Source organism: Sphingobium sp. CCH11-B1 (genome assembly GCF_001556865.1).
Classification (GTDB): domain Bacteria; phylum Pseudomonadota; class Alphaproteobacteria; order Sphingomonadales; family Sphingomonadaceae; genus Sphingobium.
On record NZ_LSJY01000085.1, the window covers coordinates 1 to 13,952 of the forward strand.

The 13,952-nt window shown below is 64.8% G+C and carries 12 protein-coding genes; 4 read left to right on the forward strand and 8 right to left on the reverse strand.

All coding sequences use genetic code 11. The features are described from left to right. Window positions 1–157: 157 nt before the first annotated feature. From AX724_RS09465 to AX724_RS09470, 3 genes are all read right to left on the reverse strand, one after another. A complete protein-coding gene (locus AX724_RS09465; RefSeq protein WP_066765701.1) occupies window positions 158–1,171 on the reverse strand; it encodes an NAD(P)H-dependent flavin oxidoreductase in 1,014 nt (337 codons plus the stop codon). After that, the gene (locus AX724_RS24470; RefSeq protein WP_231736610.1) at window positions 1,168–1,416 is read right to left on the reverse strand and encodes a hypothetical protein; all 249 of its coding nucleotides are present in this window, start codon (window positions 1,414–1,416) and stop codon (window positions 1,168–1,170) included. The genes AX724_RS09465 and AX724_RS24470 overlap by 4 nt, the downstream gene beginning before the upstream one ends. 168 nt (window positions 1,417–1,584) lie before the next feature. Further along, entirely contained in the window at window positions 1,585–2,850 is a 1,266-nt protein-coding gene (locus tag AX724_RS09470; protein WP_066765703.1) for an aspartate kinase, read from the reverse strand. A gap of 172 nt (window positions 2,851–3,022) precedes the next feature. Between AX724_RS09470 and AX724_RS09475 the strand changes: the two genes are divergently transcribed. Both AX724_RS09475 and ubiG read left to right on the forward strand, forming a co-directional pair. Next, the gene (locus tag AX724_RS09475; protein ID WP_066765705.1) at window positions 3,023–3,205 is read left to right on the forward strand and encodes a hypothetical protein; all 183 of its coding nucleotides are present in this window, start codon (window positions 3,023–3,025) and stop codon (window positions 3,203–3,205) included. Window positions 3,206–3,270: 65 nt separating this feature from the next. Further along, window positions 3,271–4,002 carry a bifunctional 2-polyprenyl-6-hydroxyphenol methylase/3-demethylubiquinol 3-O-methyltransferase UbiG gene (ubiG, locus tag AX724_RS09480; protein ID WP_066765706.1) on the forward strand — a complete coding sequence of 244 codons (732 nt, stop codon included), beginning with the start codon at window positions 3,271–3,273 and terminating at the stop codon, window positions 4,000–4,002. A gap of 175 nt (window positions 4,003–4,177) precedes the next feature. Here ubiG and AX724_RS09485 read toward each other — a convergent pair whose 3' ends face one another. After that, on the reverse strand, window positions 4,178–7,108 hold the full coding sequence (locus AX724_RS09485; protein WP_066765707.1) for a TonB-dependent receptor plug domain-containing protein: 2,931 nt from the start codon (window positions 7,106–7,108) through the stop codon (window positions 4,178–4,180). A 147-nt stretch (window positions 7,109–7,255) separates the two neighbouring features. Then, complete coding sequence (locus AX724_RS09490; protein ID WP_066765712.1) at window positions 7,256–8,074, reverse strand: HpcH/HpaI aldolase/citrate lyase family protein; 819 nt, start codon at window positions 8,072–8,074, stop codon at window positions 7,256–7,258. Between the two features lie 124 nt (window positions 8,075–8,198). Between AX724_RS09490 and AX724_RS09495 the strand changes: the two genes are divergently transcribed. Then, the gene (locus AX724_RS09495) at window positions 8,199–8,735 is read left to right on the forward strand and encodes a hypothetical protein (protein ID WP_231736611.1); all 537 of its coding nucleotides are present in this window, start codon (window positions 8,199–8,201) and stop codon (window positions 8,733–8,735) included. 89 nt (window positions 8,736–8,824) lie between these two features. Continuing rightward, window positions 8,825–10,657, forward strand: a complete 1,833-nt coding sequence (locus AX724_RS09500; RefSeq protein ID WP_066765714.1) for a DUF885 domain-containing protein — start codon at window positions 8,825–8,827, stop codon at window positions 10,655–10,657. Between the two features lie 81 nt (window positions 10,658–10,738). Here the strand turns inward: AX724_RS09500 and AX724_RS09505 are convergent, their stop codons facing one another. From AX724_RS09505 to AX724_RS09515, 3 genes are all read right to left on the reverse strand, one after another. Then, window positions 10,739–11,557, reverse strand: coding sequence for a ferredoxin--NADP reductase (locus AX724_RS09505; protein ID WP_066765716.1), 819 nt, complete (start codon window positions 11,555–11,557; stop codon window positions 10,739–10,741). Window positions 11,558–11,702: 145 nt separating this feature from the next. Further along, window positions 11,703–12,014 (reverse strand): hypothetical protein, encoded by a 312-nt coding sequence (locus tag AX724_RS09510; protein WP_066765718.1) that lies wholly within the window; start codon window positions 12,012–12,014, stop codon window positions 11,703–11,705. A gap of 157 nt (window positions 12,015–12,171) precedes the next feature. Beyond that, a complete protein-coding gene (locus tag AX724_RS09515; protein ID WP_066765719.1) occupies window positions 12,172–13,776 on the reverse strand; it encodes a phosphoenolpyruvate carboxykinase in 1,605 nt (534 codons plus the stop codon). Window positions 13,777–13,952 lie beyond the last annotated feature (176 nt).

Below are 13,952 nucleotides of genomic sequence, written 5' to 3' on the forward strand. Positions count from 1 at the left end.
GGGTGGAACAGGCCGCGATCGCCGCCAGGGACACCAGGGAAATTCGCCCGAAAAAACGGCGTGTTGCGAACATCAACTTCTCCGAAGGGGTAAGGGCCGTCATGCCGGGCAATCGCGCCGGAGGAAATAACCTTGCCGCTCGGTTCGTCGCAACTCTTCAGGCGGCTCGCCGCGCAAGCGCCGCTTCCGCCTCGTCCATAAGCTGCGCGATGATCGCCGCGACCGGCTCTTCCTTCGTCACCATGCCGACCGACTGGCCCGCCATCAGCGACCCGCCCTCGACATCGCCGTCGATCACGGCGCGGCGCAACGCGCCGGCCCAATAATGTTCGATCTGCAACTGCGCCTCCATCATCTCGATGGCGCCGCTGTCCAGCAGGTTGGCGACCTCGCGCTGCTTGGCGGTGAAGCTTTCTGTTCCCGCATTCTTGAGCGCGCGGACCGGGATCACCGGCAGGCGCGGGTCGATCTGCACGCTGGCGATCGCGTCGCGCGCCGACGCCCGGAAAAAGGCCTTCTTGAAATTGGGGTGCGCGATGCTCTCGCTCGCGCAGGCGAAACGGGTGCCGAGTTGCACGCCCGCCGCGCCCATTTCCAGATAGGCGGCGATCGCTTCGCCCCGGCCGATGCCGCCCGCGACGAAGACGGGCAGCTGGCTCGCCATTTCGGGGAGGATTTCCTGCGCCAGTACGCTGGTAGACACCGGGCCGATATGGCCGCCCGCTTCCATGCCTTCCACCACCAGCGCATCGACGCCCGATCGCACCAGCTTCTTCGCCAGGCTAAGCGCCGGCGCGAAGCAGATGAGTTTCGCGCCCTTTTGCTTGATCGCCTCGATGCTGCCCTTGGGCGGCAGGCCGCCCGCCAGCACGACATGGCCGACATCATGCCGGGCGCACACGTCGATCAGGTCGAACAATTGCGGGTGCATGGTGATGAGGTTGACGCCGAAGGGCCTGTCCGTCAGCGCCTTGGTCGCCGCGATCTCCTTGTCCAGCAGGTCGGGGGTCATCGCCCCGCACGCGATCACGCCGAACCCGCCCGCGTTGGATATGGCCGCGACAAGGTTGCGCTCGCTGACCCAACTCATCGCCCCGCACAGGATCGCCGTGTCGCAGCCCAGAAATTCAGCGCCACGGGCCATGAGGGAAGCGAGCTTGGAATGAGTCATGGTCGGAAGAACTCCAAAGGCAGCCAACCCTTCGCATTCCGCTTGGGAGGCTCGATGCCTTTTTCTTTAAGTCGTTTCAGGATTATTGGTTCGAGGAATGGTCCCCAACCATCGTCGTTAGCAGAGCAGCATGTCTTACACGCCATGATGTCGTAGCCGTACAGCTTTCGCAAATCGTAGACCTGTGGTCCATAGTCCTTTGGACGGCCACAAACATCCCAATTGATTTGGATCGCTTCAGACATGCGTTGCCTCGAATGGTAATTGCGCGACTCGAGGCATAACCAAAATTTGGCTCAGGCCGAGGCGAAAATGTCGCCTTTCGAGGACCCGGCGCGCAGCGTGCTTAAAGCACGTGAGCACCGGAAGCGCAGAAAGGCGGCACTTGCAGCCCGGCATCAGCCAAATATCGGTCAGGCGGCCGGCGCATCCAGCCCATAGGCGGTATGCAGCACGCGCACGGCAAGTTCCGTCTCGTCCTCGTCGATCAGGACGCTGACCTTGATCTCGCTCGTCGAAATCGCCTCGATATTGATGCCGCGTTCGGCCAGCGTCTTGAACATGGTGGCGGCGACGCCCGCGTGGCTGCGCATGCCCACGCCCACGACGCTGATCTTGGCGACTTCGGTATCGGTGATGATGCGGCGGAAGCCGATCGCATCCTTGTTCGCTTCCAATATGTCGACGCTGCGGGCGAGATCGGCGCGCGGGACGGTGAAGGTGACGTCGGTCTCTTCATTGTCCTTGCTGTCATTCTGGATGATCATGTCGACGTTGATCGCCGCGTCCGCCAGCGGGGTGAAGATGCTGGCGACCGCGCCCGGCTTGTCGGGCACGCGGGTGACGATGATCTTCGCCTCATTCTTGTCATGGGCGATGCCGGTGATGAGTTGCCGTTCCATCTTGGTTTCCTTGAGCTTGGCGTCCAGTTCCTCGTCGCTCACGATCAGCGTGCCGGGGAGGTCGTCCTGGGTGGGATCATCGAAGGAAGAAAGCACCTGCACGACCACGCCTTCCTTCATGGCGAGGCCGACCGACCGGGTCTGGAGCACCTTGGCGCCGACCGACGCCAGTTCCAGCATTTCCTCATAGGTGACGAGGTCCAGCTTGCGCGCGCGCGCGACAATGCGCGGGTCGGTGGTGTAGACGCCGTCGACGTCGGTGTAGATGTCGCAGCGGTTGGCCTTCACCGCCGCCGCGACCGCGACCGCCGAGGTGTCGGACCCACCCCGACCCAGCGTCGATACCCGGCCATCCGCCATCATGCCCTGGAAACCGGGGATGACGGCGACCTGTCCCGACTGCATGGCGGCGACCAGGGCGTCGGTCTCGATCGTGGAGATACGCGCCTTGGCATGCGCTTCCACCGTGCGGATCGGCAACTGCCACCCCAGCCAGCTCCGGGCGTCCACGCCCATGGCCTTCAGCGTCATGGCCAGGAGGCCGCTCGTCACCTGTTCGCCGCTGGCCACGACCACATCATATTCGGCGGGATCATAGAGGGGCGATGCTTCCTTGCAGAACCCCACCAGCCGGTCGGTCTCCCCCGCCATGGCGGACACGACCACCGCGACCTCATGCCCCTGCTGGACGACATGCTTCACGCGCGCCGCCACGTTGCGAATTCGCTCCATCCCCGCCATGGAGGTGCCGCCGAATTTCATCACGATGCGCGCCATTTGCTTGTCGAACCACCCTAGTTGCGTGAAAGAAAATGTCCCGAAGGGGCAAAAATGGCGCTCCTATTAGCAGCCGCGGCGGATATGGCAAGCAATCGCCGCCCTGACGGCCCGTCATCGGGAACCTCGCGCCGCGCCGATCTTTCCCTTCTCCATGGCATAGGAGGATAGGATGGAAACAGGCTTTTGGGGTTTCGTCATCATCGGCGGCCCGATCCTGCTCGGGTTGATGCTGATCTTCGTCATGCTGAGCAACAAGCGCAAGAACAGCCCGGCCGACATCGCCCGCACCGAACAGGCGACGCGCGACTTGCATCGGCAACTCAATGCGGAGGACAAGGCTGGCGGAAGCTAGGGGCTGGCGCCAGCTAGCGCCGGCAACCGCTAGGCACTGGGCGTCAAGCCGCTATAAAGGGCCTCATGACCGAGACCACCGCCACCATCGACCCCAAGGAAGCCGCGCATTTCGGGGAGATGGCCGCCGACTGGTGGAATCCCGCCGGGTCGAGCGCGATGCTGCACAAGCTGAACCCGGTGCGCTTGGCCTATATCCGCGCCGCGATCGACCGCCACTGGCCGGGGCGCGAGCAACAGTTCCGCCCGCTCGAAGGCAGGCGCGCGCTCGACGTCGGCTGCGGCGCGGGCCTGCTGACCGAACCGCTCGCCCGCCTCGGCGCGCGCGTGACCGGCCTCGATGCCGCGCCCGAAAATATCGCCGCCGCCAAGGTCCATGCGCAGGGGCAGGGTCTCGCCATCGACTATCGCGCCACGCCGGTCGAACAACTGGCGGACAGCGGCTTCGATCTCGTGACGTCGATGGAAGTGATCGAACATGTGGCCGATCCCGCCGCCTTTGTCGCCGCCCTTGCCGCGACGCTCGCGCCCGATGGCCTGCTCATCCTCTCCACGCCCAACCGCACGCCGCTTTCCCGCCTCGCCATGATCACCATCGGGGAAAGCATCGGCGGCATTCCGAAGGGCACGCACGACTGGGGCAAGTTCCTGACACCCGAAGAACTCACCGCCCTGCTCGAACGGGCAGGGCTTGACGTGATCGACGGGAGCGGCCTCGCCTTCGACCCGGCGCGCGGCTTCACCCTGTCGGACAACAGGGCGATCAACTACCTGCTGACCGCCCGCCACAAGGGCTGATCGTCCCACCCGCCGCCTTCACCTTCACCGGAACAGGCTGGGCAGCGTCATCCTGCGTTCGAAAGTCATCCGCACTCTCCCCGTCGCGATGCCAATGCCCCGCGACGCGGTCCGTTCCCCAAGGACGGACTGGAGAAGAGTGCGGACGACCGGAAACGGCCGAGCGGCCGCCCCCTCACATCGTGATTTTCGCGCCCGCATACATGTAACGGCCCACGAAGCTGATCGGATAGTTTGCCGAAGCGATCGAGGGCTGCTGGTCGAACAGGTTATTGACGCCCATGTAGAAACGGAAGCGCTTGTCGACGTCATAGGCGACGTAGAGGTCGTGCTGCCACTTCTCCTTATATTTCAGATATTCGGGGGCGGCGATGTCGGGATTGCCCGCCAGTTCCTCGCGCGTGTAGCGGTCGGTCTTGCTGAACCAGCTGATGCCATAATTGACGGTCAGGCTGTCGAGCTTCCAGGTGATGTCGCCGGTGGCGTTCCACTTGGGATAATAGGCCTCGCCCCGGTCGATATTGACGGTCGCGCCCGGCGTCGGAATGAATTCCAGCCGGTCGAGATAGCCGCCCACAAGCCCGATGGCGAAGCTGCCCATCTTCGCCGTGTCGAACCCGTAATTGAGCTTGAAGTCCGCGCCTGCCGTCCGGAAATTGGCGACATTCTGCGGCTGGACGAAATAGCTGCTGATATAGCCGGTGCCGCTGGCGCGCGTGATGTTCTGGCAATAGACATTGTCCAGGCTGGGCTGGTCTACGCACAGCTGCGCCAGTTCCTCAGCCGTGGGCGTGTTCACCGCATTCTTCAGCTTGATGTCGTACCAGTCGAACGATGCAGTCAGCCCCGGAATGAAACGGGGCCGCAGCACGACGCCCGCCGTCCAGGTCCGCGCCGTTTCCTCGCGCAGGTCGCGGTTGCCGCCGGAAAAGCCCGGCAGGCTGACCGTCGCGGTCGGATCGTTTTCCGGATTGAAGGCCGCGATCTGCGCCGGAGAAAGCCCCGCCGCCGCCAGCGTCGCCTGGCAATTGGCGGCGCGATACTGGGTGCCGTTGGGCAGCGCCACCGGATCGCACGGATCGGTGATGAAGGAAAAGCCGCCGTTGCGCGGTGCGAACAGTTCGGTGATGTTGGGCGCACGCACCGCTTCGGACCAGGTGCCGCGCAGCGTCAGGTCGGGGATCGGCGCGTAGGTGCCGTCCACCTTCCACGTCGTCGTCTTGCCCACCGTCGAATAATCCGACAGCCGGATCGCCGCGCCGAAGCTGAGATTATAGGCGAAGGGCACTTCCTTTAGCACCGGCACGGAAAGCTCGCCGAACACCTCCTTCACATCGAAGCTGCCGCTTTCGGGCAGTTGCAGCGAAAAGTCCTGAAGCGCCCCATCCTGCAAGAGCTGGTCGGGGATGAACCGACTCTTCTCCTTGCGATATTCAGCGCCGATGGCGAAGCCGACCGGGCCGCCGGGCAGTTCGAAAAACTGGCCGAAATCGCCCGAGATCGATCCCGACACGACATGCTGCTGCACCCGCGCGCGGTTGAGGATATCGGCATTCACCCAATCGAGCGCCGCTTGGTCCCGCACCCCGTTGCCCAGCAGGTTGAGCGGACGGCATCCGCTGTTCGCGCCGGGCGTGAAGCTGCTTGCCGGCGCGTCATAATTGTCGGGATTGATGTTCGCCGTGGGATCGATCGTCGATCGGCAGACAATATTGCCCGTCGCCGGATCGCGCACCGCGTCGATCGCCGCCCAGTAGCGGTCGCCAATGCGATAGTCGGTCAGCAGAACCTTCGATTTGGTCTGGCCGAACGTATAGGACAGTTCGTAGTTCGCATGTTCGGAAATGCGCCCCTCGAACCCGCCGACAAAGCGCATCGTTTCGCGATCGTTCCGCTCGCCGCGCACGCCCAGGTCATAATTGTCGCGCGAAATGAGAGCGCCCTGCGACGTGTCTGCAATGCCCGCGTAGCGATCCTGCAAATAGGGATTGTCGGGCGAGAGATAGGTGAAGAAATCGAACGAGGGCTGCTGAAGCGTGAAGGTGCGGTTCTTCACATATTTGGCTTCGACGAAGACCTTGAACGCGTCGCTGAAGTCGTAATGCGACAGCAGGTTGAAATTGTGGACGCGGTTATAGGCTTGAAGGTCGCCCTGATAGCCGGCCAGCTGCGTGCTGTCGCCGCCCTGCGTCAAACCACCCGATGATGGCAGCAGACGGCCCCGATCATAGACCTTGCCCGATCCAGTGAAGTCGGGAATGCCGTCGAGGTCAAGGTCCACCGCACCATCGGGCGAACTGTCGGCGTAGCGCAGATTGTTCGTCGGCACGCGATCGGGCCGGGTCGGATCGTCAGGAATGTCATTGGGATCGCGCACGATGCCGTAGGTGCCCAGCGGATTGCCGGTGCGGTAACGGTTGGCGCTGCTCAGGCGATCCTGATCGCGATATTCATAGGACAGCGCGATATTGCCGCGCCCGTCGCTGAAATTCTTGCCATAGGTGAGCGACCCATAACGCTGACCCGCATCGCCGCGGCTGGAAATGCCGACTTGGCCGCTGGCTTTGAATCCGTCAAAGTTCCGCATCAGGCGGAAATTGACCACGCCCGACACGCCATCCGCGCCGTAAATGGCGGATGCGCCGCCGGTCAGGACGTCCACGCCTTCGATCAGGTCGTTGGGGATGGTGTTGACGTCAACGGCAGCGGAACCGGAAATGCTCGACACATGGCGGCGGCCGTTCACAAGCACCAGCGTACGATTTTCGCCCAGCCCGCGCAGGTTGAGCAACTGCACGCCCACCGCGCCGAAGTCGGCCAGCGATCCTGAGGTCTGCGCCCCGCTGAACGACGCGATCAGCGCGGGGTTCTGCCGCAGCGTATCGACCAACTGAACATTGCCCGCCTGTTCCAGATTTTCCGCAGTGACGGTCACAAGCGGGTTGGGAATGTTATAATCGCTACGCTGAATGCGGCTGCCGGTGACGACGATGGTGTCGCCTTCGTCGGCGGGCGCTGCATCCTGCGCGAAGGCAGGCGCGAGGCAAAGCGTCGGGAGCGCGCTGGCCGCAAGCAGCCGGCGCGCCACAAGCGTGGTGCGATTCATGATGAGACCCTTTTCTTCGGAGTTCGGGGGAGAACTCGATGCTTCGAAAACGCCCAAAGCGCGCGTCAGGGTCAACCCGCCATCGACGAATGGAGGGTCAAAGCGTCACTTTTCAGCCAGCGCTGTAACCTGCGCGCAACATATTGCTTACCGCGCAGACACAGCCTCTGCCCGCGCGATCAGCGCTTGTGCTTCCTCGACATGCATCGTCTCGATCATCCGGCCTTCGAACCGTTCCGCGCCGCCGGTCGCTGCCTCGACCAGCCGCCGCGCGTCCGCCACCGCCTGTGCGTCCGGGCCGAAGACCTGATTGGCGACGGGCACCTGGCCGGGGTGGATCAGCGTCTTGCCGTCAAAGCCCAGCCGATGCCCTTCGGCGCATTCCGTTTCCAGTCCCGTCTCGTCGTCCAGCCGGTTGAAGACGCCGTCGAACACCGCAATGCCGGCCGCGCGCGCCGCCAGCACCACCGCCTGCATCGCGTGGGACAGGCCCGTCCGGTCGGCGGACGGCGGGATGCCCAGATCCCTGCGCAGGTCGTTGACCCCCATGAACAGCCCGGCGCATCCCTCCCCCGCCGCGATGGCAGGGGCGGCCAGCACGCCCTTGGCGCTTTCGATCATGGCGATCACCGGCTTCTGCGCCACGCTGAACACGTCCCTGACCTGCCTGGGGTGCTCGACCTTGGGCAGCACGACATAGTCCGCCGCCGTGCCCTTGAGCGCCACCATTTCCGGCCCGTGCCAGCGCGTGCCCTCCACATTGATGCGCACCGCCGCCAGTCGCCCGCCGAACCCTTCGGCCAGCGCCGCGACCGCGCCGTCCAGCGCCGCTTCCTTGGCGTCGTCGGGGACCGCATCCTCCAGGTCCAATATCACCATGTCGCACGGCAGCGTCCGTGCCTTGGCGACGGCGCGCGCGTTGGACGCGGGCAGGAACAGCAGCGATCGGGCGTGGCGCAGCAGCATCTCGTCTCTCCTTGGCTCGGGCTCCCCGTCCTAGCGGCCCCGCCGCGCAGGGAAAGCCTTTTCCGCGTGCGACGCTGCCCGCCGCGCTGTCCTATCGCCTGCCGCCTGCGGTAGCCTGTCCCCCATGACCCATACAGACCCGCTCCTTTTCACCCCGGTCCCTCACCAGCGCCGCGCCAGCGGCTGGACTGACGCGGCGCGGCGCGCCTTCATCGCCATGCTCGCCCGCTGCGGCGTCGTCGCGCATGCGGCGCGCAGCGTCGGCTGCTCGCCCCGTTCGGCCTATCATCTTCGGCAGAGGGCGGGCGCGGACAGTTTCGCCGCCGCCTGGGACTGGGCGCTGGAAATGGGCCTTGATGAAAGCCGGGCGCGCGCGGTGGCTCTGGCGAAGGGGCGGCGCGAACGGCCGATCATGCGGCGCGGACGGCAGGTGGGCGTGCGAACCGATACCGACCTGCGCCTGCTCTATGCCGCGATGCGTTCGCTGGACGCGGAACGCAGCGGGTATCGCGCCGCCATGCCCCATCGCCAGCGCATCGGCCTGCGCGACATAGTGCGCAGGCTGCTCGACGCCGGCCCCTTCTCGCCGGAGGAATGGGCGATGCTCGGCCCGCAACTCGCGACCGCCATCGGGGAAGAACCTCCTCGGCAGCCTATGTAACAATCTGTCGCCGGTAGGAAATTCTATGTCGAATTCTGCGGGAAATATGCGAAGTTAAGGGGACGATATCCTACGGAGCGCCTCTTCCCATGTCGACCAATCGCCGCGACTTCCTGATCGCCGGCTCGTCCGCCTTCGCCCTTGCCGCCCTCCCCGCCCGCCTCGCCGCCGCGACCGATACGCCGGACGGCCAGGCGGAAGCGATGCTGGCGGACATGGCCGAAGCGATGCTGGCCGACGCGCCCGAAACCGCCAGCGGCCTTGGCATCGACACGGGCGCGCGCGCCGCGCTGAAAGGACGGCTTGGCGACAAGAGCCCCGCCGGTCAGGCGCGGATTGCCGCCCATGTGAAGGATCGCCTCGCCCGTCTCCGCGCCGTCGATCGCAACGCGCTCTCCGCCGGGGTCCGCAACGATGTGGATGTCGTCCTCGCCGCCCACGACCTCGCCGACCGGGGATTTGCCTTCCCCTTCGGCGACATGGCGATGATGAACAGCAACTGGTCCTACCGCAACAGCCCCTATTCCGTCGCGCAGAATACCGGCAGCTTCATAGAGACGCCCGACTTCCTCGACAGCAACCATGCCATCAGGACAAGCGCCGACGCCGACGCCTATCTTGCCCGGCTTTCGGCCTATGCCGCCAATCTCGACGGGGAAACACAGCGGCTGAAGCATGACGCGGGCATCGGCGTCATCGCGCCCGCCTTCCTGCTCGACAAGACGCTGAAGCAGATGAACGCCGTGCAGGCGCAGCCGATTGATCAATCGGTGCCGGTCGCATCCATCGCCCGCCGCACGCAGGACATGGCCGGCGGCCATGCCGCGAAAGCCGCGGCCATCGTGAAGGACAAGGTCGCCCCCGCCCTCGCCGCCCAGATGGCGGAACTCCAGCGCCAGCGCGCCACCTCCACGATGGACGCGGGCGTATGGAAACTGCCCGAAGGCGAGGATTATTACGCCTGGGCGCTTCAGGCTGGGACCACGACCCGCATGACCCCGGACGAGGTGCATCGACTTGGCCTTGGCCAGCTTGCCGCGCTCCAGGGCCAGATGGACGGCTTGCTCAAGAGCCTGGGGATGACCAGGGGCAGCGTGGGCGAGCGCATGACCGCCATGGGCAAGGATCCGCACTACCTCTTCCCCAATGACGATACGGGCCGCGCGCAGATCCTTTCCTATATCGACGGCCGGTTGACCGACATCCGCGCCCGCCTGCCCCGCGCCTTTGCGACGCTGGTGCCGGCGAAGCTGATCGTGAAGCGCGTGCCTGTGGAGATCGAGGCGGGCGCGCCCGGTGCCTATGCCGGCGCGGGCACGATGGACGGTTCGGTGCCCGGCAACTATTATATCAACCTGCGCGATACGAGCATCTGGCCGCGCTATTCGCTGCCGACCCTCTGCTATCATGAGGGGATACCCGGCCATATCTGGCAGGGCGAATATACCTACAAGCTGCCGCTGATCCGCTCGCTCCTCGCCTTCAACGCCTATTCGGAAGGCTGGGCGCTCTATGCCGAACAGCTGGGAGACGAACTGGGCGCCTATGATGGCGACGTCGCCGGGCGGCTGGGCTATCTTCAGTCCATCGCCTATCGCTGCTGCCGCCTTGTCGTGGACACCGGGTTGCACGCCAAGCGCTGGACGCGGGAACAGGCGATCAACTGGTTCGCCACCACCAACGGCTCCAGCGTCGAAGACGTCCAGGGCGAGGTCGACCGCTATTGCGCCTGGCCCGGCCAGGCCTGTGGCTACAAGGTCGGTCATGGCGAGATCGTCCGCCTGCGGGGAATGGCGCAAAAGGCGCTCGGCGACCGCTTCGACTTCCGCCTGTTCAACGACGCGGTGGTGAAGGGCGGCGGCGTACCGATGACGGTGCTGGCGGCGAATGTGGACGCATGGGTGAAGGGGCGGAAGGGCTGACTGCCACCTCCCGTCAATGGGGACACAAAAAGGCCGGGGGATATGCTCCCCCGGCCTTCCCTATCCCTGCATCGTCAGGCCTTACCCGACGAACGCCCGTTCGATCACGAATTGCCCCGGCGCGGCATTGGAGCCTTCGGTAAAGCCCGCGCCCTCGAAATACGCCGCGAACTGCTTGATCATCTCCATGCTGCCGCACATCATGATCCGGTCGGTTTCGGGATCGAACTTCGCCGCGCCCGGAATGCCCTTGAACAGCGCGCCGCTCTCGACCAGCTTGTCGATGCGGGCGGTGTTGCCCTCGAACGGCTCGCGCGTCACGGTCGGCACATAGTGGAACTGCGCGGGCGCCTGTTCCGACACCAGCGGATCTTCCGCCCATTTGCCCTCCAGCTCCTCGCGGAAGGCAAGGTCGGAAACGCGGCGCACCGAATGGACGATCACCACCTGCTCGTAAAATTCATAGACATCGGGATCGCGCGACAGGCTGAGGAACGGGGCGAGGCCCGTGCCGGTCGACAGCATGAACAGCCGCTTGCCCGGCAGCAGCGCGTCGGTGACGAGCGTGCCGGTCGGCTTGCGGCCGAGATAAATCTGGTCGCCCGGCTGGATCAGTTGCAGCTTCGACGTCAGCGGCCCGTCCTGCACCTTGATCGACAGGAACTCGATCTCCTCGTCCCAGCTCGGGCTCGCCACCGAATAGGCGCGCAGCAGCGGCTTGCCGTTGTCGCCGGGCAGGCCGATCATCACGAACTCGCCCGAACGAAAGCGGAAGCTCGCCGGCCGCGTGATGCGGAAGCTGAAGAGATGCTCGTTCCAATGCTTGACCGACAGCACGGTCTCCACAGAAAGCGCGCCGGTCGGTTCCAATGCCGGCTTGTCGGTCGTCACGTCGGTCAACAGGTCTGTCCTCGCACTTGGGCCGGCCGCTTGTCCTGCGGCCAGTTGCGGATCATTCGCAATAATAATGATGTCCGCGAATTGGCCCGTCCGCGCCGCCAAGGCAAGGCCAAAAAAACTTGGGGCCGCTAAACCGCCGCCCCTCTCAGCCGAACAGCCCCTTGGCGATGCCGCCCAGTTCGTTGAGCGGATTGCCGTCGCCATCCCGGTCGAACATCCCGCCCAGCTGGCCCAGAAAGCCCTCCGGCCCGGTGAGGTTGCCGAGCAGCCCCTGCAGCGCGTCCGCCGACACGCCATGTTCCGCCGCCACTTCGGCCAGCGCGCTGACGCTCGTATCGCCCGACCCGATCTTCGCCGCGATCTCGCTCATCAACGCCTGCATCTGTGCCGGCTCCAGCCCGACCTGCGCGGCCACGGCTTCCAGCCCGCCCAGCTTCCCGATCAGATCGTCGAACATGTCCGTTCTCCCGCATTGTGAAGACCCAGATTAGCAGGGTGGCAGCCTGGACGCAAAAGCCTCATCCTCCCCCGCCGGGGAAGATGACCGGAGCATCGACGAAAAAAGGGCCGGAGGACATGCGCCCCCGGCCCCTTCGTGTGTCCCGTGTGCCGGATCAGGCGGCCGCGACCAGCGCCGCGCTGCGGACGCCATCGTCCACATGATCCTCGAACTGGGCGAAATTGTCGACGAATGCCTTGACCAGCGTCGCCGCCGTCGCGTCATAGGCGGCCTTGTCCGCCCACATGGCGCGCGGATCGAGAATGGTCGCATCGACCCCGTTCACCGCCACCGGCACCTCGAAGCCGAAATTGGGATCGATGCGGAATTCGGCGCTGTTAAGGCTCCCGTCGAGCGCCGCGTTGAGCAGCGCGCGCGTCACCTTGATCGGCATCCGTTTGATCCCCGGCATCGTCGCCTTACCGCCCGCCCAGCCGGTATTGACCAGCCAGCAGGTGACGCCGCCCTTGTTGATCCGCTCTTTGAGCAGATTGCCATAGACGCTCGGGTGGCGCGGCATGAACGGCGCGCCGAAGCAGGTCGAGAAGGTGGCGGTCGGCTCGGTCACGCCGATCTCGGTCCCCGCGACGCGCGCAGTGTAGCCCGACAGGAAATGGTACATGGCCTGCTCGGGCGTCAGCCGCGCGATCGGCGGCAGAACGCCATAGGCGTCCGCGGTCAGGAAGATGATGTTCTTGGGCACCGGTCCCAGATTCTTTTCCGACGTGTTCGGGATGAAGTCGATCGGGTAGGAACCGCGGCTGTTTTCCGCCAGGCTGTTGTCGTCCAGGTCGATGGCGCGGGTCTCGTCGTCCATCACGACATTTTCCAGCACCGTGCCGAACCGCTTGGTGGTGGCGAAGATTTCCGGCTCGGCCTCGGCCGACAGGTTGATCATCTTGGCGTAGCAGCCGCCCTCGAAATTGAAGACCGCCGTGTCGGACCAGCCATGCTCGTCGTCGCCGATCAGGGTGCGGCTGGCGTCCGCCGACAGCGTCGTCTTGCCCGTGCCGCTGAGGCCGAAGAACACCGCCGTGTCGCCGTCCGGCCCGATATTGGCCGAACAGTGCATCGGCATCACGCCCTTCACCGGCAACAGATAGTTCAGGATGCCGAACACCGACTTCTTCATCTCGCCGGCATAGGCCGTGCCGCCGATCAGGATCAGCTTCTCGGTGAAGTTGACCGCGATCACCGTCTCGGTGCGGCTGCCATGGCGCGCCGGGTCGGCGCGGAAGCTCGGCAGGTCGATGATCGTATATTCGGGCGCGAAGCCGGCCAGTTCATCGGCGGTCGGACGAACCAGCAGGGTGCGGATGAACAGGTTGTGCCAGGCGAATTCGTTGATGACGCGCACGTTGACGCGATGTTCTGGCTGCGACCCGCCGAACAGGTCGGCAACATAAAGCTGGTCCTTCTCACCCAGCGCCTTGAAGAAATCCTCCTTCAACGCCGCGAAATGCTCGGGCGTCATCGGGACGTTGGTGTTGCCCCACCACACGGTGCTTTCGGTCTCGGCGTCGCGGACGATGAATTTGTCCTTGGCGCTGCGGCCGGTGTGCTTGCCGGTCTTGACGACCAGCGGTCCGTCCTTCGACAGCTTGCCTTCGCCATTGCGGACCGCCGCCTCCACGAGCGCCGCGGTACCGAAATTCCAATGCTGGGTGGCATGGGTGGAAATGCCCTGGTCGGCCAGGGTGATAGAGGATACGGCCTGCACGCCTTTGCTCCTGATATATGGTTATCGGCTACGATCGCTGTCGACCGCATCCGTTCCGCTCTGTGCGCTGTGTCGCAGCGTCATTCTACGCAGACGATGCTAGGCATAGGGGGTTGTGCGCACAGCGTCAAATGCGCGCATGGCCGGGATCGTACCGAATTAGTGCACCCAGGTTA